The sequence below is a fragment of the Cellulomonas oligotrophica genome (assembly GCF_013409875.1).
GTDB classification, from domain to species: Bacteria; Actinomycetota; Actinomycetes; order Actinomycetales; family Cellulomonadaceae; genus Cellulomonas; species Cellulomonas oligotrophica.
In genome coordinates, this window is sequence record NZ_JACCBK010000001.1 from 3,335,681 (window position 1) to 3,354,990 (window position 19,310).

Here is a 19,310-nt window from a genome sequence, read left to right on the forward strand (position 1 = left end):
GACGGACGGGGCGCGCCGCCCGCCGGGGACCGCATACTGCCGGGCGGTGGTGCGCACCGTGCGCCCGGGCGGAGGTGCGCACGTGACGGTCGGACCCGGCTTCACCGCGGCCCGCCTGCCCGCGCTGCGCCAACCCGCCGCACGCCCCCGCGGCGACTGGCAGCGGCGCCCCGGGCGCCTCGTCGTCGGCGGGTTCGCCCTCGCCGTGCTCCTCGGCACCGGGCTGCTCCTGCTGCCCGCGGCGCACACCGACGGCACCACGATCAGCCCGCTGGCCGCCCTGTTCACCGCGACGTCCGCGGTGTGCGTCACCGGCCTCGTCGTCGTCGACACCGGCACCGCCTGGTCGGGGTTCGGGCAGGTCGTGATCCTCGCGCTCATCCAGGTCGGCGGCTTCGGCATCATGACGCTGGCCACCCTGCTCGGCCTGCTGCTCTCGCGGCGGCTCGACCTGCGCTCCCGCCTCACCGCGGCCGTCGCCACCCGCAGCGACGGGCTGGGCGACGTGCGCACCGTCCTGCTCGGCGCGGGCGTCATCACGATCCTCACGCAGACGGGCGTCGCGCTCGTCCTCGTCGCCCGGCAGGTCCTCACCTACGGCGCGGACCTCGGCGACGCGACCTGGTGGGGCGTGTTCCACGCGACGTCGGCGTTCAACAACGCCGGGTTCGGGCTCGCGGCCGACAGCCTCGTGCAGTACCAGGCCGACCCGTGGGTGTGCCTCCCGCTCGTCCTCGCCGTGCTCGTCGGCGGCATCGGCTTCCCCGTGCTGCTCGAGCTGTTCCGCACCCGCCGCCGCGCGTCGCGCTGGTCCCTGCACACGCGCATCACCCTCGTCATGACCGCCGTGCTCGTGCCCGTCGGCACCCTGGCCGTGCTCGCGGGGGAGTGGGGCAACCCCGGCACCCTCGGCCCCATGCCCGTCTCGGAGAAGCTGCTCAACGCCCTCGTGCACGGCGTGATGCCCCGCACCGCCGGCTTCAACTCCCTCGACATGGCGTCCCTCGACGAGGGCACGCTCCTGACCACCGACGTCCTCATGTTCATCGGCGGCGGCAGCGCCGGCACCGCGGGCGGCATCAAGATGACGACGTTCGCGGTGCTGCTCGCGGTCATCTGGGCCGAGCTGCGCGGCGACCCCGACGTCACCGTCTTCGACCGGCGCATCACGCCGACGTCGCAGCGGCAGGCGCTCGCGGTCGCGCTGCTGGGCGTCGCGCTCGTCATGGTCCCGACGATCGTCATGTCGACCACGTCGGACTTCGGGGTCTCGGACATCCTCTTCGAGGTGGTCTCCGCGTTCGCGACGGTCGGGCTGTCGACGGGCATCACCGCCCAGCTCGACGGCACGCACCAGCTCATGCTCGTCGCGCTCATGTTCGTGGGGCGCCTGGGCCCGATCACGTTCGGCACCGCCCTCGCGCTGCGGGAGCGGCGCCGGCTGTTCCGGCACCCCGAGGGCGCCCCGCTCGTCGGCTGAGGGCCCGGTCCGGGGGAGACCTCAGTCCAGGCCGGCGGCCTGCTCCGCGTCCTCGATCTGCTGCGCCCAGTCCCGCTTGGTGCGGCGCCAGCCCTCGTCGTCGACGCCCAGGCGCCAGTACCCGGAGATCGACAGGTCCGCGCGCGCCACCTGCCGCTCGGTGCGCAGGTACCCCCGCAGGTCCTTCACCGCGCCGGCCTCGCCGTGCACGAACGCCCCCACGCGCCCGCCCGGCCAGGGCCACGCGCGCACCGCCGCGACCAGGCCCGCGCCCGGGGCCGCGTCGCCCTGGTGCACCCACAGCACCCGCACCCCCGCCGGGGCGTCCAGCACGAGCTCGTCGGCCGGCCCGTGCACCTCGACCACCGCGAGCCCCACCGCGTCCCGCGGCAGGCGCTCGAGGCCCACCGCGATCGCCGGCAGGGCGCTCGCGTCCCCCGCCAGCAGGTGCGCGTCGACGCCCGGGTCCGGGGACCAGGCCCCGCCGGGGCCGTAGACCAGGACCTCGTCACCGGGCCGGGCGGCCACCGACCACGGGCCCGCCAGGCCCTCGTCGCCGTGCACCACGAGGTCCAGCGTCAGCTCGAGGGCCGCGGCGTCCCACGCCCGCACCGTGTACGCCCGCTGGCGCACCTGCGCCCCCTCCGGCAGCGCCGCCCGCAGCGCCTCGACGTCGACCCGCCCGTCGGCACCCAGCGGTCGTGGCCCCGCCGGCGCGAACCCGAGCTTGACGTAGGAGTCCGCGTGCTCCGGGCTGCCGAACGGCGCCATGCCCGGCCCGCCGAGGACCACCCGCACCAGGTGCGGCGTCAGCCGCTGCGTGCGCAGCACCCGCGCGAGGAGCGGCGCCGGGCGGCGCCGCGGCGGGGCGAGGGGGAGCGTCGGTCCAGAGGTCACGAAGGTGAGCCTAACCTCGCGGCGACGGCTCGGCGGCGCGGGCGGACGGGGCCGCGCTCGCCCACGTGGGTGCCACCTGTCAGGCTGCTGTGCGGGGCGCGGGAACCCGCTGAGACCGGCGGGCGTTTGCCCCAGCGTCACCGCCGTCCCACCGGTCACCCCCGTGCCCGCGCGGCACCCCACCCGGAGGATCCATGTCCCGGCTCGCCCGGCTCTCGCTCGCCAACCGCTCGGTCGTCGCGCTGCTGACCGTCGGTATCGTCCTCTTCGGCTGGAACAGCCTCGGCTCCCTCAAGCAGGAGCTCATCCCGTCCCTGCAGATCCCCACGGCCGTCGTCGTCGCCGTCGACCCCGGCGCATCGCCGCAGCTCGTCGAGTCCCAGGTCAGCGAGCCGATCGAGCAGGCCGTGAGCGGCATCGACGGCGTCGAGTCCGTCACCTCGACGTCCTCGACGTCCGTGTCGACCACCGTCGTCGAGCTGACCTACGGGATGGACCTCGACGCCGCCGCGCAGGACCTCGAGCAGGCCGTCGGCCGCGCGGGCCTGCCCGAGGGCGTCGAGCCGACCGTCGTGCGCGGCTCCATCGACGACTTCCCCGTCGTGCAGCTCGCGATCGCCGGCACCCCGGCCGACGTCGGCGACGGCGAGGACGCCGACGCCGCGCTCGCCCGCGCCGTCGAGGAGGTCGTCGTGCCCCGCCTCGAGCAGGTCGAGGGCGTGCGCGACGTCTCCGTCACGGGTGTGGCCGAGCAGGCCGTGACCGTCTCCCTCGACCTGCCCGCGCTCACCGCCGCCGGCCTGAGCCCCGCAGCCGTGCAGACCCTCCTGCAGGACAACGGCGTCGTCCTGCCCACCGGCACCGTCGACGACGGCGACCTCACGCTCTCCGTCCAGGCCGGGTCCGAGATCTCCGACGTCGCGGACCTCGAGTCCCTGCCGCTGCTCGGCTCCGCCACGGGTGCCCAGGTCGTCCTGGGCGACGTCGCCGACGTCGTCCTCGCCCCCGTGCCCGCGACCTCGTTCTCCCGGCTCGACGGCGAGCCCGCCCTCGCCGTCGGCCTGACCAAGACCCCCGACGGCAACACCGTCGACGTCTCCCACGGCGCGCAGGACGCGGTCGCCGAGCTCGCCGACCAGCTCGGCGGGGACGTCGACGTGGCGGTCGTGTTCGACCAGGCCCCGTTCATCGAGGAGTCCATCGAGGGCCTGGCCACCGAGGGCGGTCTCGGCCTGGTGTTCGCGGTCGTGGTGATCCTGCTGTTCCTCGGCTCGGTCCGCTCGACGCTGGTCTCCGCGATCTCCATCCCGCTGTCGCTGCTCGTGACGTTCATCGGCCTGCGGCTGGGCGGCTACTCGCTGAACATCCTCACGCTCGGCGCCATGACCATCGCGATCGGCCGCGTCGTCGACGACTCGATCGTCGTCATCGAGAACATCAAGCGGCACCTGTCGTACGGCGAGGCCAAGCGGGACGCGATCCTCACCGCCGTGCGCGAGGTGGCGTCCGCCGTCACGTCGTCGACCGTCGCGACCATCGCCGTGTTCGCGCCGCTGGCCATCGTCGGCGGCATGGTCGGCGAGCTGTTCCGACCGTTCGCGATCACGACGGCCGTCGCGCTCGCCGCGTCGCTGCTGGTGTCGCTGACGATCGTGCCGGTGCTCGCGTACTGGTTCATCCGCGGCGACCACGCGGCCGACGAGGCCGGCGCCGCGGCACGAGCGGCGGCGGAGGAGAAGGAGCGGCGCGGCGTGCTGCAGCGCTCCTACCTGGCCACGCTGCGCGGCGCGCTCGCGCACCCCGTCCTCACGCTGCTCGCCGCCGTCCTGGTGTTCGTCGGCACGCTCGGGCTCACGACGCGGCTGGAGACCAACTTCCTCGGCGACTCCGGGCAGGACACGCTCACGGTGACCGAGGAGTTCGCCCCCGGCACGTCGCTGGCCGTGCAGGACGAGGCGGCGCGCGAGCGCGAGCAGGCGCTGATCGACGTCGCCGGTGTCGAGACGGTGCAGACGACCGTCGGCTCGGCCGGCGGCGCCGAGGCGGCCTTCGGCGGCGGCGGGGGTGCGCCGAGCGCGTCGTACGCGCTGACGCTCGCCGAGGACGCCGACCCCGAGGTCGTCCAGGACGACGTGCGCGCCGCGGTCGAGGGCGTCGAGGGGGTCGTCGTCTCCGGCGGCGACGCGGCCTTCGGCTCCTCCACGGTCGACGTCGTCGTGCAGGCCGACGACCCGGACGAGCTCGAGGACCTCGCGTCCGCCGTGCAGGAGGCCGTCGAGGGTGTCGAGGGCACCACCGACGTCACCAACGACCTGGCGTCCGCGCAGCCGACCGTGCAGGTCACGGTCGACCGCGAGGCGGCCGCCGCCGTGGGGCTGACGGAGACCGCGGTCGTCGGCACGGTCGCCGGGCTCATGAGCCCGCAGCCGGTCGGCACCGTCGACCTGGGCAACGGCCCGGTCGACGTGACGGTCGAGGCCGGCGAGGTGCCGGGCACCGTCGCGGACCTCGAGGCGGTCGTGCTGCCCACGGCCACGGGCCTCGTGCCGCTCACCCAGGTGGCGGACGTCGCCACGGTGGACGTGCCCGTGCAGGTGACCCGCATCGACGGGGCCCGGGCGGCGACCGTCTCCGCGACGCCGGCCGACCAGGACCTCGGGGCGCTGACGACCCGGCTGCAGGAGGCCCTCGACGCGATCGACGTGCCCGCGGGCGCGAGCATCGAGGTCGGTGGCGTCGCGGCCGACCAGCAGGACGCGTTCGCCGACCTCGGGCTGGCGCTGCTCGCCGCGATCCTCATCGTGTACGTCGTCATGGTCGCGACGTTCCGCTCGCTGCTGCAGCCCCTGGTGCTCATGGTCTCCGTGCCGTTCGCGGCGACCGGGGCGCTGCTCGGCCTGCTGCTCACCGGCACCCCGCTGGGCGTTCCGGCGCTGATCGGCGTGCTCATGCTCGTCGGCATCGTGGTGACCAACGCGATCGTGCTCATCGACCTGGTCAACCAGTACCGGGCCCGCGGGCGCGACCTCGCCGAGGCCGTCACCGAGGGCTCGCGCAAGCGCCTGCGGCCCATCGTCATGACCGCGGCGGCCACGATCTTCGCGCTCGTGCCCATGGCGTTCGGCCTCACCGGCGGCGGGGTGTTCATCTCCCAGCCGCTGGCGATCGTCGTCATCGGCGGCCTGCTGACCTCGACGCTGCTCACGCTGGTCGTCGTGCCCGTGCTGTACACCCTCACCGAGGGCGCGCAGCTGCGGGCGGCCGACCGGCGCGCCGCCCGCCGACAGGCCCGCGCCGACCGCCGCGCCGCCCCCGCGGCCGCACCCGCCGCCGCGGCGAAGGACTGACGGACGCCGTGGGAACGAAGCGGATCCTCGTGGCGTTCGGTACGTTGACGACAGCGGCACGGGCGACCGCCCGTGCCATCCCGGCCGGTCACGACCAGGAGCAGCAATGACCAACCCCGTGTTCTCCAACAGTCCCCTCTTCGGGGACCCGAACGACAAGCGCCGCCGCGGCCAGGGCGCCACCGCCGTGTCCTACGGCACCGCGGGGGCGCAGACGGCCGACGCCGCGACCCTCGAGCAGATGTACGGCTCCCCGTCCGCGACCACGCGGGACACCGGGCGCCTGACGTACGACGACGTCATCGTCAAGACCGGTGGCCTGCTCGTCGTGCTCGTCGCCACCGCGGCCGCCACCTGGGTGCTCGCGCCCGGGCTGTGGATCATCGGTGCCGTGGTCGGCCTCGTGCTCGGCCTGGTCAACGCGTTCAAGAAGAACCCCAGCCCGGCGCTCATCACGCTCTACGCGATCGCGCAGGGTGTGTTCCTCGGCGGCATCAGCGCGTACTACGAGGCGGCGTACAACGGCATCGTGGGGCAGGCGGTGCTGGCGACCGTCTCGGTGTTCGCCACCGCGCTCGTGCTGTTCCGCTCCGGCAAGGTGCGCGTCACGCCGAAGTTCCAGCGGATGGTCCTCATCGGGCTCGTCGGCTACGCCGTGTTCTCCCTGGTCAACCTCGGCCTCATGCTGTTCGGCGTCGGTGGCGGGGAGTTTGGGCCGTTGCGGTCGGGCCCGCTGGGCATCGCGGTCGGCCTCTTCGCGGTCGGTCTGGCTGCCGCGAGCTTCGTGATCGACTTCGACGCGATCAAGCGCGGCGTCGAGCAGGGTGCGCCCGCGAAGATGGCCTGGGCGGCCGCCTTCGGGCTCATCGTCACGCTCGTGTGGCTCTACCTCGAGCTGCTGCGCCTGCTCGCGATCCTGCGCGGCGACTGACCCGTCCCGACCTGACGACGAGGCCCCTGCCCCACCGGCGGGGGCCTCGTCGCGTCCCGGCCCGCCGACGGACCCGCCCGCGCGGGCACCGATGAGAGGATCTGCCCCGTGAAGTACGCGCGCCACATCTCCGAGCTGGTCGGCGGCACCCCGCTGGCGCAGCTGACGTCCGTGACCGCCGGTCTGACCGCGACCGTGCTGGCCAAGGTCGAGTACCTCAACCCCGGCGGGTCGGTGAAGGACCGCATCGCGCTGCGCATGATCGAGGCCGCCGAGGCCTCGGGCGAGCTGCAGCCGGGCGGCACGATCGTCGAGCCCACGTCGGGCAACACCGGGGTCGGGCTCGCGCTGGTCGCCCAGCGCAAGGGGTACCGGTGCGTGTTCGTCTGCCCCGACAAGGTCAGCCAGGACAAGCGGGACGTGCTGCGCGCGTACGGCGCCGAGGTCGTCGTCACGCCGACGGCCGTGCCGCCGGACCACCCGGACTCGTACTACTCCGTCTCGGACCGGCTCGCCGCGGAGATCCCCGGCGCGTGGAAGCCCAACCAGTACGCGAACCCGAACGGGCCGGCCAGCCACTACGCGAGCACGGGCCCGGAGATCTGGGCCGACACCGACGGGCGGATCACGCACCTCGTGGCCGGCGTCGGCACGGGCGGCACGATCACGGGCACCGGCCGGTACCTGCACGACGTCTCGGCGGACCGGCCCGCGGCCGACGGCGGCCGCGTGGTGGTGGTCGGCGCCGACCCGGCGGGCTCCGTGTACTCCGGCGGCGACGGCCGGCCCTACCTCGTCGAGGGCGTCGGCGAGGACTTCTGGCCGACCGCGTACGACCCGAGCGTGCCCGACGCGATCATCCCCGTCACCGACGCGGACTCGTTCTCGATGACCCGCCGGCTCGCGCAGGAAGAGGGGCTGCTCGTCGGCGGCTCCTGCGGCATGGCCGTCCAGGCGGCGCTGCGGCACGCCCGCGCCCTGCAGGACGCCGACCCCGAGGCCGCCGCGAGGGCCGTGTACGTCGTGATCCTCCCCGACAGCGGCCGCGGCTACATGTCGAAGATCTTCAACGACGCGTGGATGCGCTCGTACGGGTTCCTCGCCGCGAGCGAGGGCGCGTCGGTGGCCGACGTGCTGCGCACCAAGACCGGTGAGCTGCCCGCGCTCGTGCACACCCACCCCACCGAGACGGTCCGCGACGCCATCGAGATCCTGCACGAGTACGGGGTCTCGCAGATGCCCGTCGTCGGCGCCGAGCCGCCCGTGAAGATCGGCGAGGTCCAGGGCGCCGTCTCCGAGCGCGCGCTGCTCGACGCGGTCTTCTCCGGTGCGGCGACGCTCACCGACCGGGTGGACCGGCACATGGACCCCGCGCTGCCGCTCATCGGCTCGGGGGAGTCCGTGGACCAGGCGCGCGCGGCCCTGGAGAAGGCCGACGCGCTCATGGTCGTCGACGACGGCCAGCCCGTCGGCGTGCTGACCCGGCACGACCTGCTGGGGTACCTGGCGCGGTGACCAGAGGGGCTGTCGGCTGTCGCTAGGATCGCGGCGCCCGGCCGGTGACCTGCGGCCGGGCTCGGACCCGGAGGACCTGCGATGGCGCTGTTCGACCTGCCCCTGCCCGAGCTCGAGCGCTACCTGCCCGCGCTCGACGAGCCCGACGACCTCGACGCGTTCTGGGCTGCGACGCTCGCGCAGGCCCGCACCCACCCCCTCGCGCTGCGCCGCGAGCCCGTCGCGGCCGGGCTGCGGCTGATCGACGTCGAGGACCTCACGTTCCCCGGGTTCGCCGGCGACCCCGTCCGCGCCTGGGTCACGCGGCCCGCGGGCTCGGCCGACGACGGCAGCGCCCTGCCGGTGGTCGTCGAGATGGTCGGCTACGGCGGCGGGCGCGGGCGCCCCCACGAGCACCTCGCCTGGGCCGCCGCCGGGTACGTCCACGTGCTCGTCGACTCCCGCGGGCAGGGGTCGGGCTGGGGCACCGGTGGCGACACCCCCGACCCGCACGGCTCGGGCCCCGCGACGGCCGGCGTCATGACCCGCGGCGTCCTCGACCCCGCCACGTACTACTACCGGCGCCTGGTCACCGACGGCGTCCGCGCCGTCGACGCGGCCCGCGCGCTGCCCGGCGTCGACCCGGCGCAGGTCGTCGTCGCGGGCATCAGCCAGGGCGGCGGCCTCGCGCTCGCCGTGGCCGGGCTGTCCGAGGGGCTCGCCGCCGTCATGCCCGACGTGCCGTTCCTGTGCCACTTCCCGCGGGCCTTCGCGATCACCGACGACGACCCGTACGGCGAGGTCGTGCGGTACCTGTCCGTGCACCGCGACCGGGAGGCGCAGGTCATGCGGACCCTGTCGTACGTCGACGGCGTGCACCTCGGCCGCCGCGCCACCGCGCCCGCGCTGTTCTCCGTGGCCCTGCGCGACACCGTCTGCCCGCCGTCGACCGTGTTCGCCGCCCACAACCACTACGGGAGCCTCGCCGCCACCCGGCCGGAGCGGGCCATGGAGGTGTACGCGTACAACCGGCACGAGGGCGGCCAGACCGTGCAGCTCGAGGTCCAGCTGCGCTGGCTCGCGGGCGTCCTGGGCCGCTGAGCAGGACCGGCCGGGACGCCGCACCGCCCGCGGCACGGCAGGATGGTCCGGCACTGTCATCCACCGAAGGAGTAGTCGACATGGCTGCAGCCCTGCCCGAGGTCTCGGGCCCCTACGGCACCAAGCCCGTCCTCACGTTCCCCGACGGCGCACCGTCGGACGAGCTCGAGGTCGTCGTCCTGAGCCGTGGCGACGGCGCGATCGTCGAGGCCGGCCAGGACATCGAGGTCCACTACCTCGGCCAGTCCTGGCAGGGGAACGTCTTCGACAACTCCTACGACCGCGGCTCGTCGATCAGCTTCGGCATCGGCGTCGGCCAGGTCATCGCGGGCTGGGACGAGGGCCTCGTCGGCCAGCAGGTCGGCTCGCGCGTGCTGCTGTCGATCCCGTCCCACCTGGGCTACGGCGACCGCGGCGTCCCGCAGGCCGGCATCAAGGGTGGCGACACCCTCGTGTTCGTCGTGGACATCGTCGGCGTCAGCTGACACCCGTCACGTCGGCGGCCTCCCCGCACCGCGGGGACGGCCGCCGACGTGCGTCAGGGCGTCGCCCAGCGGTGCACGGTGCCGCCCGGCTCGACGAGCAGGCCCGACGTGCCGGGCAGCGCGTGCAGCCGCCCACGCGCCCGCACGGCGCCCAGCACCAGGGCCGTGGTGGCCCACACGTCGGCGCGCACCACCGACGACGCGACGACGGTCGCCTGCCGCAGCCCCGTCGCCGCACCGCCGCCCGGGACGCGCACGTGCTCCCCGCGGGCCGCGGTGCCGGACGTCGCCACCGCGCCGTCGCGCAGGTCCACGTGCCCGAGCAGGCGCGACCGGTCCTCGGGGTCCTCGACGCCCACCCGCCAGGGCAGGCCCGTCCGCGACAGCACGGCGACGTCGCCCCCGGCGCCGACCGCGACGTCGCCGTCGACCTCGGCCAGCACGTCCAGCACCTGCGCGACCGCCCAGCCCTTGGTCAGTCCCGTCGGGTCGAACCCGTCGCGCCACCCCCACGCGTCGAACGCCCCGTCGGTCTCCTCGCGCGCCAGCAGGCAGCGGCGGTGCACCTGGCGCAGCGACCGTGGCGCGTCGGCGAGGGCGAGCTCGCCGCGGCGGTACCGCTCCAGCGCCGAGTCCGGCCGGAAGGGGCTCAGCTGCTCGTCGATCTCCGCGACGAGCGCGTACGCCCGGGCCACCACCTGCGCGGTGTCCTCGTCGTGGGCGTGGCGGCCGCGGACCCGCAGGCTCCACGGCATCGCCATGCGGTGCTCCACCCAGCCGCGGGCTGGCAGGTCCGCCGCCCGGCGGGCGAGCGCGTCGGCCTCCTCGCGGCGGGCGTCGTCGGCGAGCAGCGCGAGCGGGACGTCCGTGGCCGTGCTCACGCCTGCGCCGCCTGGTCGAGGGCCGCCTGCAGGGACTGCGCGTACGCCTGGCTGGTGTACGTCGCGTGGGAGACCATCGCGATCCCCGCGTCCCCGGCCGCGGCGACGGCCTCCTGGTCGAGCGTGGGCATGGCGCCCGCCGCGATCTGCTCCGACTTCGGGTCGTTGGAGGACTGCGTGCCGCTGACGCCCGTCACCGCGCCGCCCGAGACGGTCACGGTGACGCTCACCGCGCCGTACCGCATGGTCGTCGACGCCGTGTAGGTGCCGTCGGCGAGGCCGCCGTCGGTGGTCGTGCCCTCGGCCGGCGCCGTGGTGGTGCCGGACGTGTCGTCGGCGGGGGCGGTCGTGGTGCCTGCCGTCGGGCTGGGCGTGGCGTCGGCGGTGGCGGACGCCCCGGACGTCGGCTCCGCCGTCGACGTGCCGGAGGCCGTGCCCGCCGTCGCGTCGGAGGTCAGGGGGCGGTCGAGGCTGGTGGGGTAGGAGAAGAGGGCCACGAGGCCCGAGACGGTGGCGAGGGTGCTCAGGACGATGCGTCGCACGGCGGCCTACCAGACATAGCTCTCGACGTGGATGCGTGCGGCCGGCACGCCGGTGGTGCGCAGGTCCTCGACCACGTGGGCGGCCCAGGCGGGCGGCCCGCAGACGAAGACGTCGTGGTCGACGAGCCCGGGGACGAGCTCGCGCAGCGCGGCGGGGCCGCGGTGGTGGCCGAGGTCGCGGGGCAGCCACGGGGTGCCGGTGCGCGACCGTGGCCCGGGCAGCGTCACCAGCCGCAGCCCGGCGTGGTGCACGAGGTCGTCCAGGTCGGTGCGCAGCGCGAGCTCGTCGTCCCGGCCGACCCGCACGAGCAGGGTGTCGGAGCCCGGCGTCGCCGCGTTGTCCTGCAGCAGCCCGACGAGCGGGGCGATGCCCGCGCCCGCGACGATCCCGGCGATGCGCGGGCGGGTCCGGGTGCTCGTGGTGGTCCGGCCGTAGGGACCCTCGACGAGCACCCGGGTGCCGGGGCGCATGGTCGCGATGCGCGCGCCGTCGTCGCCGGTGACGTCCATGGTGGTGCGCAGCCCCGCGGTGGTGGGGACGGCGGACAGGCTGAGCGGGTGCCCGCGGGTCCAGCCGGGGCCCGTGAGGAACCGCCAGACGAAGAACTGCCCGGCCTCGACGCGCAGGCGGTCCAGGTCGCGCCCGCCGACGACCACGGAGACGACGCCCGCGCCGTCGGGGCGCACGTCGAGCACGCCCAGGTCGTGCCGCCACGACGTGACCAGAGGGACGACGACGCGGTGCACGAGCACGGCCCCGAGGGTCAGCGCGTACAGCCCCCACCAGTACGTCGCGGCCCAGGGGTGGGTGAGGAAGCTCGTGCCGGTCCACAGCTGGTGCGGCAGGGCCAGGCCCACGCCGAGGTACGCGTACAGGTGCAGCAGGTGCCAGGACTCGTACCGGACCCGCCGCCGCGCGGCGCGCACCGAGAGCACGACGACCGCGACGAGCAGCACCGTGCCCGCAGCGGCCAGCAGCATGCCGGGCAGCGTCAGGGTCATCGAGACGAGCTCGGCGACGTACCCGCGGCCCTCGAGCAGCGCGTAGGCGCCGGTGATCAGCCCGAGGTGGGCGAGCATCAGCCAGAACGACGTGAAGCCCGACCAGCGGTGCCACACGGTCAGCCGGTCCTGGCCGACGGCCCGCTCGACCCACGGCACGCGGGCCATGCCGAGCACCTGAAGGAGCAGGAGCGCGCTCGCCCACAGCCCGGTCAGCCGGCCCGTCGACGACAGGGCCGCGGCAGGCGTGCTGACGTCCAGCCCTCCGGAGGTCGACCACAGCGTCGTCACCACGGCGAGGTGGGCGACGACGACCACGGCGACCGCGTCGTACCACCACCGGCGTCTCACCGGTGGGCGCAGCCGCACGGCGGCCGTGGGCGGGCGGGGTGCGGGCAGGACGTCGGGCGAGCCGGCGCGGGGGGCGTGCGTGGCGGTCATGGGGGGGCTCCTGGGGGCGGGGCGACGATCTGAGGATCGACGCGCAGCCCGGTCGGATGCTGCGGACCGCCTGAGAACCACCTGTGGGCGCGAGAGATCACCCGCCCCGTCGGTCAGTCGCGCAGCCCCGTGCGCCGCAGGAAGTCGTTGGTGAACACCCCGTCGGGGTCGCGGCGCGCCAGGAGGGCACGGGCGTCGTCCCACCGCGGGTGCACGGCGCGCAGCGCGTCCCCGGTGGCGGCGAAGAGCTTGCCCCAGTGCGGGCGCGCGTCGAACGGTGCGAGGGCCGCCTCGAGGACGGGCAGCGCGGCGTCGACCTCGGCCCGGCGCGGGTGCCACGTGAAGTGCAGGGCCACACGGTCCCCGCCCGCGGCCGTCGACAGCCACAGGTCGTCGCCGGCGACGGTGCGGACCTCGCTGACCTGGAGCAGCGGCGACACCAGCGGGGCCAGGTCGCGGACGGCGCCGATCGCGGCGACCGCGTGCGCCCGCGGCACGAGCCACTCCGACTGCAGCTCCTGCCCCGCGCTCGGGGTGTGGTCGAGGCGGAAGTGCGGCAGCCGCTCGTGCCACGGCCCGGGCGCGCCGCCCTGCGTGGTGCACGCCGCCGGATCGGCGCCCGGCACGGGGTGCACGGGGCCCGGTGCGCGGCGGGCGCCGGCCAGCTCGTCGCCCGGCTCCGGCAGGCGCCACGTCACGCCCGGGGTCACGCGGTGCTTGCGCCACACCTGCCCGACCCGGTCGCCGCGCCAGTCCGTGAACAGGCTGACCGACGCCGCCGACGACGTCAGGGCGTCGAGCCGCTCCAGCGCCGTCGTCCACGGCAGGTCCAGCCAGACCTCCTGGGCGACGTCGTACGCCGGCTCGACCGCGAGCGTCACGCGGGTGACGACGCCGAGCGCGCCGAGCGCGACGACCGACCCGGCCAGCTCGGGGTCGTCCGCGGTGAGCGTGCGCACCTGGCCGCCCGCGCCGACGAGCTCCAGGCCCCGCACGGCGGCCGCGAGGTTGACGGTCGTGTCGCCCGAGCCGTGGGTCGCGGTGGCCACCGTCCCGGCGACGGCGATGTGCGGCAGCGACGCCATCGTGTGCAGCGCCCAGCCCTGCGCGTGCAGGTCGCGGGCGAGGTCGCCGTACCGCACGCCCCCGCCCACCGTCACGGTGCGTGCGGCGGCGTCGACGACCGTCGGCACGTCGAGACGGTCGAGCACGACGAGCGTGCCGGGGGAGTCCGCGAGGTCGCTGAACGAGTGCCGCGACCCCAGCGCCCGCACGTGCCGGGCCCCCGCCACGACCTGGGCGACCTCCGCCACGGTCCGCGGGTGGACGACCGGCCCGCCGGTGAACGTGTGGGACCCGGCCCAGGTGGTCAGGGCGTGCGTCACGGAGAGCCTCCCGGCGGAGTTCGGCGGCGGTGCCGGCGTGGTGTCAGGGACGGGTGGTCACGGGCGCGCGGGCGCGGTGACGAAGATGTCGAACAGCTCGGGGGTGTGCGCGTGCACGAGCACCATGAAGACGAGCGCGTCGAACAGCAGGTGCACCACCAGCACGTACGTCAGCGACTTGGTCAGCGAGAACGTGAACCCCTGGATCAGCGCGAACGGGATCGTCAGCAGCGGCCCCCACTCGCGGTACCCCAGCTCCCACAGGAACGACACGAACACCGTCGCCTGCAGCACGTTCGCCGTCCACAGCCCGAAGTGCCGGCGCAGCAGCGCGAAGACCGTGCAGATGAAGAACAGCTCGTCCCACGTGCCCACGGCGTTCACGCCCACGAACAGCCGCGCGACCTCGTCGCCCGTGACGACCGTCGGCCAGTTCTGGTAGGCCCCGGACGACAGGAAGTAGAACGGCAGCAGCAGGTACGCCACCCCGACGACGCTGACGAGGTAGATCCACTGCGTGCGCGTCCACCGCTTGCCGGTGCGCCACGGGAACCGGATGACGTCGTCCCCGAGCACGTGCCGCGACAGCACGAACGGCACGACCACCGCCAGCGCGAGCGCGATGGTGAACCGCACCATCCCCGCGTCGGACAGGTCCGCACCCAGCGGGATCGTGCTGACGATCCCCATGCCCGCCGCGATGATCAGGAGGTCGGCACCGAGCACCCGGTCGACCGCCCACGCCAGCGCGACGCCGACCAGCAGCGGCACGTACCCCAGCGGCCGCACGTGCACCGCGAACAGCAGCACCGCCGACCCGCACACCAGCGCCGCCGCCAGCACCCGCCACGCCGCTGCCGGGGTCCCGGTGGGACGTGCCGTGGTGGCCGAGGGGCTCTCGGGGCTCGCAGGGACGGCTGCGTCGGTGCTCGGCCCGTGCCCCGGCTCGCCCATCCGCACACCCTGCCAGCCGCCTGCGGGGCTCACCACCGCACGCGGACGTCACGCGCCGTCCGGGTCGGGCGGTGCCGGGGCGCGCAGCGCGCTGGCCATGCCGGTCAGGACCTGCAACGCGTGGGTCTGCTCGGCCTCGGTCAGCCCGGTCAGCATCCTGACCTCGACGGCGCGCACGGCCGTGGTGGCGTCCTGCAGCGCGGCCCGCCCTCGGGTGGTCAGCCGGGCGGGGAGCGACCGTCCGAGGGCGGCGTCGGCGTCCCGGGCGACCATGCCGTCGCGCTCGAGGGCCTGGAGCAGCACGTTCATCGTCTGCCGCGTCACGAACACGCCCCGTGCCAGGTCGGAGGCCGACAGCCCGGGGCGCTGGTCCAGCAGCTCGAGGCACGCGTACTGGGTGACTCCCAGGCCGAGGGGCCGCAGCGCGTCCTCCATGGCCGAGCGCAGGGCGCTGGCCGCCTCCTTGAGCGCGTAGCCCAGCGAGGTGTCGAGGTCGATCCCGGTGCGGCGCACGTTCATGTCAGCAGCCTGACATAGAGTGAGGATGTCAGGTTCCTGACATCAACCCAAGGAGCACCATGCCTGCGACCGGCCCCGACTTCATCTCCTTCCAGGTGCGCGACCTCGCCGCCTCCCAGGCCTTCTACGAGCGGTACCTCGGACTCGTGCGCTCACCCGCCGGGCCGCCCCACGCCGTCGTGTTCGACACCGCACCCATCGCCTTCGCGCTCCGCGACGTCGCGCCGGGCACCGACCTCGCCTCCGTCGCCCAGCCCGGGACGGGCGTCGCCGTCTGGCTCCACGCCACGGACGTCCAGGAGATCCACGACGCCCTGGCGGCCGACGGACGCACGATCGTCTCCGCACCGGTGGACGGCCCCTTCGGCCGGACGTTCACGTTCGCCGACCCCGACGGCTACCACGTCACCCTCCACGACCGCGCCTGAGACCCGGGGGGGGCGATCCGGCGAGATGCGTCAGGTCAGCATCGCTCGGACGGCGTCGACGGTGTCCGCCTCGGCGGCGGTCTTGTCGTCGCGGTAGCGGAGCACGCGGGCGAAGCGGAGGGCGACGCCGCCGGGGTAGCGGGTGGAGCGCTGCAGGCCGTCGAAGGCGATCTCGACGACCTGCTCGGGGCGCAGGGTCACGGTCCAGCCGTCGTCGGCGACCTCCAGCTCGCGGAACCGCCGCGTCTGCCAGGCGAGCATCTCGTCGGTCATGCCCTTGAACGTCTTGCCGAGCATGACGAACCCGCCGGTCGCCGGGTCGCGGGCACCCAGGTGGATGTTCGACAGCACGCCCGCGCGACGCCCGGACCCGCGCTCGACGGCCAGGACGACCAGATCGAGGGTGTGCCGGGGCTTGACCTTGACCCACGCGGCGCCCCGGCGCCCGGCCTCGTAGGGGGCGTCGGCGGCCTTGACGACGACGCCCTCCTGCCCGGCGGCGACGACGTCGGCGAAGTGCGCGGCGGCCACGTCCGAGTCGGACGTCACCACGCGCCGCACGACGTGCGGGGCGGCCACCGCGTCGAGGACCTTCAGGCGTTCGTGCAGCGGGGCGTCGAGCAGGTCGCGGCCGTCGACGTGCAGGACGTCGAAGAAGAACGGCGTCAGCGCGGTCGCGGCCGCGACGTCGGTGTCGCGGGTGGCGCTGCGCGACGCGGTCTCCTGGAACGGGCGGGGGCGTCCCTCGGCATCGAGGGTCAGCGCCTCCCCGTCGAGCACGAGCACCCGCGCGGGCAGGGCGCGCACCGCGGCGACGACCTCGGGCACGCGCGCCGTGATCTCGTCCAGGCTGCGCGTCCACACGCGCACGTCGTCGCCGTCGCGGTGCACCTGGATGCGGATGCCGTCGAGCTTGGTGTCGACGACGACCTCCGCGCCGCCCTCGGTCAGGCGGGCCACCGCGGAGGGGACGTCGGGTGCCGACTGCGCGAGCATCGGCCGGACCGGCCGCCCGACGGTCAGCGCGAACCCGCCCAGCGCGAGCCGCGCGTCGTCCGGGGAGGGCGCCCCGAGCGCTGCGACGGCCACGGCCTCCGTCTCGCCGGCGAGCATCGCGGCCCGTCGCACCATCTCCGCCTCGACGCCGGACGCCTCGGCGACCGCGTCCAGCAGCAGCGCGTCGAGCGCCCCCTGCCGCACCTCACCGGTCACCAGTCCGACGAGCAGCCGCTGCTCGTCCGGCGTCGCGGCCCGCAGCAGCGCGTCGGCGGCCTGCTGCCGCGCCCCGGCCGACCCCGGCCCGGACAGCGCGGCCATGCCCGCGAACGTCCGGTCCACGTCGAGCACGTCGAGCGACGGCTCCGCCGCGGCCGGCGGCAGCGTCAGCGACCGCCACCCCAGCCCGGTGCGCCGCTGCCGCAGCTCCCCGCCCAGGTACCGGGAGACCACCGCGACCGTCTCCGGCCCGTCCGCCGCCGCGGCCCGCAGCGCCCCGGTCAGCACGGCCCGCTTCGCCAGCCGCGACCGCGTCGCGGCGACGGCGGTGGACGCAGCGGCGACCTCGACGAGCAGCACCCCGCCATCCTGCGCCGCCCCACCGACACCGGCGACCGCGACGAGCGGCGTACGTCAGGGCCGGGCCGCCCGGTCCTCCACCGCGATCACCTGTGCTCACGCGGGGCGGCGGTCCGGCCAGTGCTCGTCCAGGCCGTCGCTGCCCCACCGGCACGTCGTTGGGTGCGCACCTGGGCGTCGAGACCATCGTCCAAGCGGGAGCGGGTGATCTCCTCGGCGGCTCCGCGGAGCGCGGACGGAACCTGCGTCACGGCACCTGCGGATCCTTGGGGCGCAGCACCGAGTAGAGCGCCTGGTCGTGCCACCCGCCGTCGCGCCACTGCGCGCGCCGCAGAACTCCTTCGAGCGTGAAGCCGCAACGCTCCAGTGCGCGACGCTCCGGCACGTTGTCGACGTCCGTGAACGCCTGCACCCGTTCCACCCTCGTGCTGCTGAAGAGGTGGTCGACGAGCAGCGCCTGCGCGGCGGTGCCGATCCCCTGGCCGCGCCACACCGGGAGGATGGCGATCGCGAGCGTCCAGCAGGTGGACGTGGCCGGGCGCCCCCAGGCGCTCGGGAACCACTCCACCCGACCGGCGCAGTCGCCGCCGCACGTGACGGTCAGAACACCGCCGTCCGGCCCGATGAGGCCGTCCTCGGCGAACCGGCGCCGGACCCCGTGGAACGACGTGAAGCCGAACCACTGGAACTCACCGGTCCCCTCCCGGGAGCTGAGCGCCGCCTCGAAGGTGGCCAGGTCCTGCTCCACCACAGCACGCAGCTGTACCTCGGTAGTCACTTTCTCGCTCTCCGGTCGTCGTCGATGCTGTTCGTCACCGGCAGTCCGTCGTCTGCCGGTGCCATCCCGTCCCACCCAGGCGGGGCCGTGAACCGCGTCAGGTGGCGGTGCTCCGGCAGCCACCGGGTGACGCGGACCGCCGACCCGCTGCTCTCGCCGAGCTCGTCGACGTCGCCCTCCCAGACGACGAGCTCCGGAACTGCGCCCACCGTGTGTCGCCGTCCGGACGGACGCCTACCGGGACGGGCCACCGACCGTACCTGCGTCCGGGGTAGTGCACGCGGTATTCGGCGAGATGGAGCGCGGTGCAGGTGGACCACGAGGTCCCGATCATGAGGACCTGCGCGTCCAGGTCCCAGAGCCGGCCGAGCGGCCGACGCCACCAGCTGCTGCCCGTCCGTGACCGAGGGGTCCTCGACGCGCAGGGCGAGGGTCCGCGGGCCCGCGCAGACGCTCCAGGCTCTCAAGGGCGTGCTCGACGTGCACGGTCGCGCGACGCCGTGCACGGCGCCCTGCGCGCCCGACCCGTGCTGGCACGTACCCGGGGGTCCCGTACGTGGAGGGTGGGCATGTCACGGCCCCGACCGCGGACGACGGCGGGGTGCTCGCCCGCCGAGACGATCTCGTGCCTCTCGACGAACGCCTTGCGCTGCCACCAGGCGGCGTGCCCTGCATCCGGCCCGCGGGAGAACCACGGCATGCGCGCGAGGCTACGCGCCGGCGGCCGGGCCACGAGCGCCGTCGGGTGTCCGGTGCACGGGTGTCGCGCCAGGAGCGGCCGTCCATCGCCCGTGATCACTGACCACGTGCGGGGCTAGCGTGGAGCTCCGGACGACGAGGCGGAGGCGGACATGGCACGTCGAGTCATCGACCTGGCGGCGATCAAACGCACCGCGGAGCGCTCCAGCCGCGACTCTGCGAAGCTCGAAGGCCGCGTGGTCCCGCGCGAGTTCCTCGGCTCTCCGAAGGTGGAGAAGTTCGTCGCTGCGCGCACGCGCCGCACTTCGTGACGGCGTTCGAACCGGGGTACGGCGAGACGGTGCTCGACGGGGGCGAGCTCGCCGGCCTGA

Annotated in this window: 18 protein-coding genes and 1 pseudogene; 8 read left to right on the forward strand and 11 right to left on the reverse strand. The window is 75.0% G+C overall.

All coding sequences use genetic code 11. The features are described from left to right. Positions 1 to 82 precede the first annotated feature (82 nt). Entirely contained in the window at positions 83 to 1,480 is a 1,398-nt protein-coding gene (locus BKA21_RS15245; RefSeq protein WP_239072928.1) for a TrkH family potassium uptake protein, read from the forward strand. 21 nt (positions 1,481 to 1,501) lie between these two features. On the opposite strand, the gene BKA21_RS15250 is transcribed toward BKA21_RS15245, so the two are convergent. Beyond that, on the reverse strand, positions 1,502 to 2,377 hold the full coding sequence (locus tag BKA21_RS15250; RefSeq protein WP_140459815.1) for a siderophore-interacting protein: 876 nt from the start codon (positions 2,375 to 2,377) through the stop codon (positions 1,502 to 1,504). A 194-nt stretch (positions 2,378 to 2,571) separates the two neighbouring features. On the opposite strand from BKA21_RS15250, the gene BKA21_RS15255 reads away from it, so the two are divergent. The 5 genes from BKA21_RS15255 (at position 2,572) to BKA21_RS15275 (ending at position 9,735) form a co-directional block, all read left to right on the forward strand. Further along, positions 2,572 to 5,724 carry an efflux RND transporter permease subunit gene (locus tag BKA21_RS15255; protein ID WP_140459816.1) on the forward strand — a complete coding sequence of 1,051 codons (3,153 nt, stop codon included), beginning with the start codon at positions 2,572 to 2,574 and terminating at the stop codon, positions 5,722 to 5,724. Positions 5,725 to 5,830: 106 nt separating this feature from the next. Next, positions 5,831 to 6,655 carry a Bax inhibitor-1/YccA family protein gene (locus BKA21_RS15260; RefSeq protein ID WP_140459817.1) on the forward strand — a complete coding sequence of 275 codons (825 nt, stop codon included), beginning with the start codon at positions 5,831 to 5,833 and terminating at the stop codon, positions 6,653 to 6,655. Between the two features lie 108 nt (positions 6,656 to 6,763). Continuing rightward, entirely contained in the window at positions 6,764 to 8,170 is a 1,407-nt protein-coding gene (locus BKA21_RS15265) for a cystathionine beta-synthase (protein ID WP_140459818.1), read from the forward strand. A gap of 81 nt (positions 8,171 to 8,251) precedes the next feature. Beyond that, positions 8,252 to 9,250 carry an acetylxylan esterase gene (locus BKA21_RS15270; RefSeq protein WP_140459819.1) on the forward strand — a complete coding sequence of 333 codons (999 nt, stop codon included), beginning with the start codon at positions 8,252 to 8,254 and terminating at the stop codon, positions 9,248 to 9,250. A gap of 80 nt (positions 9,251 to 9,330) precedes the next feature. After that, positions 9,331 to 9,735 carry an FKBP-type peptidyl-prolyl cis-trans isomerase gene (locus BKA21_RS15275; protein ID WP_140459820.1) on the forward strand — a complete coding sequence of 135 codons (405 nt, stop codon included), beginning with the start codon at positions 9,331 to 9,333 and terminating at the stop codon, positions 9,733 to 9,735. 53 nt (positions 9,736 to 9,788) lie between these two features. Here BKA21_RS15275 and BKA21_RS15280 read toward each other — a convergent pair whose 3' ends face one another. From BKA21_RS15280 to BKA21_RS15305, 6 genes are all read right to left on the reverse strand, one after another. After that, positions 9,789 to 10,616 (reverse strand): FAD:protein FMN transferase, encoded by an 828-nt coding sequence (locus BKA21_RS15280; protein WP_140459821.1) that lies wholly within the window; start codon positions 10,614 to 10,616, stop codon positions 9,789 to 9,791. Continuing rightward, positions 10,613 to 11,158, reverse strand: coding sequence for an FMN-binding protein (locus BKA21_RS20265; protein ID WP_140459822.1), 546 nt, complete (start codon positions 11,156 to 11,158; stop codon positions 10,613 to 10,615). The genes BKA21_RS15280 and BKA21_RS20265 overlap by 4 nt, the downstream gene beginning before the upstream one ends. 6 nt (positions 11,159 to 11,164) lie before the next feature. Further along, positions 11,165 to 12,601: a ferredoxin reductase family protein gene (locus tag BKA21_RS15290; RefSeq protein WP_140459823.1), complete on the reverse strand. Its 1,437-nt coding sequence runs from the start codon at positions 12,599 to 12,601 to the stop codon at positions 11,165 to 11,167. Positions 12,602 to 12,714: 113 nt separating this feature from the next. Further along, positions 12,715 to 13,986 carry an FAD-binding protein gene (locus tag BKA21_RS15295; protein WP_140459824.1) on the reverse strand — a complete coding sequence of 424 codons (1,272 nt, stop codon included), beginning with the start codon at positions 13,984 to 13,986 and terminating at the stop codon, positions 12,715 to 12,717. 57 nt (positions 13,987 to 14,043) lie between these two features. After that, positions 14,044 to 14,940 carry a CPBP family glutamic-type intramembrane protease gene (locus BKA21_RS15300; RefSeq protein WP_239072929.1) on the reverse strand — a complete coding sequence of 299 codons (897 nt, stop codon included), beginning with the start codon at positions 14,938 to 14,940 and terminating at the stop codon, positions 14,044 to 14,046. 48 nt (positions 14,941 to 14,988) lie between these two features. Then, complete coding sequence (locus BKA21_RS15305) at positions 14,989 to 15,459, reverse strand: MarR family winged helix-turn-helix transcriptional regulator (RefSeq protein WP_140459825.1); 471 nt, start codon at positions 15,457 to 15,459, stop codon at positions 14,989 to 14,991. A gap of 59 nt (positions 15,460 to 15,518) precedes the next feature. On the opposite strand from BKA21_RS15305, the gene BKA21_RS15310 reads away from it, so the two are divergent. Next, the gene (locus tag BKA21_RS15310; protein WP_140459826.1) at positions 15,519 to 15,887 is read left to right on the forward strand and encodes a VOC family protein; all 369 of its coding nucleotides are present in this window, start codon (positions 15,519 to 15,521) and stop codon (positions 15,885 to 15,887) included. A 30-nt stretch (positions 15,888 to 15,917) separates the two neighbouring features. Here the strand turns inward: BKA21_RS15310 and BKA21_RS15315 are convergent, their stop codons facing one another. The 4 genes and pseudogenes from BKA21_RS15315 to BKA21_RS20375 form a co-directional block, all read right to left on the reverse strand. Beyond that, on the reverse strand, positions 15,918 to 17,462 hold the full coding sequence (locus tag BKA21_RS15315; protein ID WP_140459827.1) for an ATP-dependent DNA ligase: 1,545 nt from the start codon (positions 17,460 to 17,462) through the stop codon (positions 15,918 to 15,920). A gap of 247 nt (positions 17,463 to 17,709) precedes the next feature. Further along, positions 17,710 to 18,213 carry a GNAT family N-acetyltransferase gene (locus BKA21_RS15320; protein WP_218887017.1) on the reverse strand — a complete coding sequence of 168 codons (504 nt, stop codon included), beginning with the start codon at positions 18,211 to 18,213 and terminating at the stop codon, positions 17,710 to 17,712. Positions 18,214 to 18,236: 23 nt separating this feature from the next. Then, entirely contained in the window at positions 18,237 to 18,449 is a 213-nt protein-coding gene (locus BKA21_RS20270; protein ID WP_239072930.1) for a hypothetical protein, read from the reverse strand. 32 nt (positions 18,450 to 18,481) lie between these two features. Then, positions 18,482 to 18,574 (reverse strand): annotated as a pseudogene (locus BKA21_RS20375) (AAC(3) family N-acetyltransferase); the annotation flags it as partial. A gap of 517 nt (positions 18,575 to 19,091) precedes the next feature. On the opposite strand from BKA21_RS20375, the gene BKA21_RS15330 reads away from it, so the two are divergent. Then, positions 19,092 to 19,250: a hypothetical protein gene (locus tag BKA21_RS15330; RefSeq protein ID WP_170209067.1), complete on the forward strand. Its 159-nt coding sequence runs from the start codon at positions 19,092 to 19,094 to the stop codon at positions 19,248 to 19,250. Positions 19,251 to 19,310 lie beyond the last annotated feature (60 nt).